The sequence below is a fragment of the Streptacidiphilus anmyonensis genome, from assembly GCF_000787855.1.
Taxonomy (GTDB): domain Bacteria; phylum Actinomycetota; class Actinomycetes; order Streptomycetales; family Streptomycetaceae; genus Streptacidiphilus; species Streptacidiphilus anmyonensis.
In genome coordinates this window covers 2,024-4,078 of record NZ_BBPQ01000146.1, presented here as the reverse complement: position 1 = coordinate 4,078, position 2,055 = coordinate 2,024, and the positions used below count along the sequence as shown (strand labels likewise).

Genomic DNA, 2,055 nt, shown 5'->3' with positions numbered 1-2,055 from the left:
TCCTTGCATTGGCTGGGTGCCCGGCGATGCTGAAGGAAGCGTCGCCCGATGCCCGCGACGCGGAGAAGGGCGTGATCGGGAAGGAAGACGGCGTCGGCGATGATCATCGCACCGGAGAAGACCGGTAGCCCGAGGAGGACGGCGATCCCGATGTGCATGCCGATCAATAGGCCGAGGAGGACGTATTTGAGCCTGCTGAACAGGGCGAACGGAAACGCCACCTGGACCAGGACAGTCGCGTAGCCGGCGAGTGTGATCAGGAGTTGGTGGTCGTCGGCGAGGTGCGAGAGCGTGGGCCAGGGTCGGAACAGGTCGAGATTGACCACGTAGTGCAGCGCGGTGCCGTCCTGCCACAGGCTTCCTTGCACTTTGTAGAGGCCGGCCGAGCCGTAGAGGATGCACACCTGGGCCGCGATGACGAACATGCCGCAGTTGTGCACCAGCGTGGTCAGCTGCGTCCGGACCGCTGCCGCCTGCTGCCAGGCGGGCCGCGACCGGAGGCCGGCCGTCTCGCGACCGCGCTCGTGGGCGGACGCGCGGAGCCGTCGCCTGCGCGCGTCCAGGGACCAGCGGTCGCCACTGGCCGTGAACATCAGGTAGATGGCCATCAGGACGATCAGGTTGTCCCCACCGTCGGTCATGAAGACGGCGCGGCCGTGGAACGAGGTCACCACGAGGGCGAACAGAACGGACGTCACCCTGGTGTGCCAGCCCAGCATGAACACGGCGGAGGTGAGCAGGGCCAGGACGTAGCAGGCCTCGAAGTACGTACCGTTGTCGGAGAGTGTGAGCAGGCTGAACCAGCCGTTTTGGCGGAACAGCTCGCGGGCCAGATTCGGGGTCCACGGGGATCCCGGTCCCCAGATCTCGTCGCGGTGGGGGAACTCGCGCAACAGGAACGTCAGGTAGAGCAGTCCGTAGCCGATGCGCAGCACGGCCGCCGCGTGGAGCGAGACCGCGTGTTCGGTCAGGAAGGTGAACGCCCTGGTGACGGGGTCGGGGCGCCTCATCGCGCTGCAGGGGGCGAGCGGCGGCCGGCCCTCGTGACGGGTTTCGGTGCGGGATGTCCGGTCAGTGATCACGAGACCTCACTTGCCACCACGGAAGGTACCTGGTGCTGGACGGGGTCGCGGCGGGACGGTTGCCGGACACCTGGGTCGGAGCTGAAGCGATCGGGGTGGTGATGACGCGCAACTGGATGGCGTCGAAGGTGCGGTCACCTCGGGCGGCCAGGCGTTGGGCGGCGATGTTGAGCAGGTACTCCTGGAGCATGCGGGCACGCTCCGAGTACGACGTGTCGCTGTCGGGGTGCGTTTCGAGGTAGGCGCTCCACGCCCGGCGCAGCATGTTCTGGGATGTGTGGCTGGGGAAGGGGTCGTGCTTGATCGCGGCGTCGTCGATGGCGCTCAGGTCGGTCCAGCCGGTGACCTGGGTCAATCCGTCGGGGGACGTGTGTGCTGTGCGTGCGGAAACCTGCTGCTGTACGGACTGCGGGTCCGGCGCGAAGAGTCGCCAGTTCTGCTCGAAATAGGGGTAGATCCAGGCGTTGATCGGCTGCTCGTACTGGGTGGAGATCGTGTTTGAGGGCGCGACATAGAGGAAGAGCAGCAAGACGTGTGTGACGGCGACGATGACGCACACCGCGACCGCGCAGCGACCAGAAGTCCAGCGGGCCGTGACAGCGGCGGACGTTGATCGCTCCCTTGCTCGTCGGTCCGGTGCTCCGCCGAAGGGGCGGTCAAAGGTGCAGTCAGCAGACCGCCGGACGCCTGCCCTTCTTCACTGCCGATCGCTGCGGTGTCGTGGTCGCTGCGGCTCATCCCATCCTCCTCGCTCGTCCTTCGGCTCGTGGCGGCCGTTGGCGCCCAGCGGCCACAGGGCGGGGAGCGTGGTCGGTGCTAGCCCCGTCGTGCGCTGATATGCCCGGCAAGGACGGCCGTGGCGGCATCATGCTTGCGCTCCGCCACGGCCGTCCTTCTGACTCCCGGCTCAACCGCCTTCGGTCAGGACTTCACCAAGCTGCGCGCGTCCGGCTGGTGGGAGTCGCACCCCTGG

Annotated in this window: 2 protein-coding genes; both read right to left on the bottom strand. The window is 67.3% G+C overall.

Going from position 1 to position 2,055, the window contains the following annotated elements; all coding sequences use genetic code 11:
* Positions 1 to 1,010, bottom strand: a 1,010-nt coding sequence (locus TR50_RS42070; protein ID WP_042436006.1) for an HTTM domain-containing protein, incomplete at its 3' end; no start/stop codon positions are given.
* 61 nt (positions 1,011 to 1,071) lie between these two features.
* Positions 1,072 to 1,641: a DUF5819 family protein gene (locus tag TR50_RS42065; RefSeq protein ID WP_042436003.1), complete on the bottom strand. Its 570-nt coding sequence runs from the start codon at positions 1,639 to 1,641 to the stop codon at positions 1,072 to 1,074.
* Positions 1,642 to 2,055: the final 414 nt, after the last annotated feature.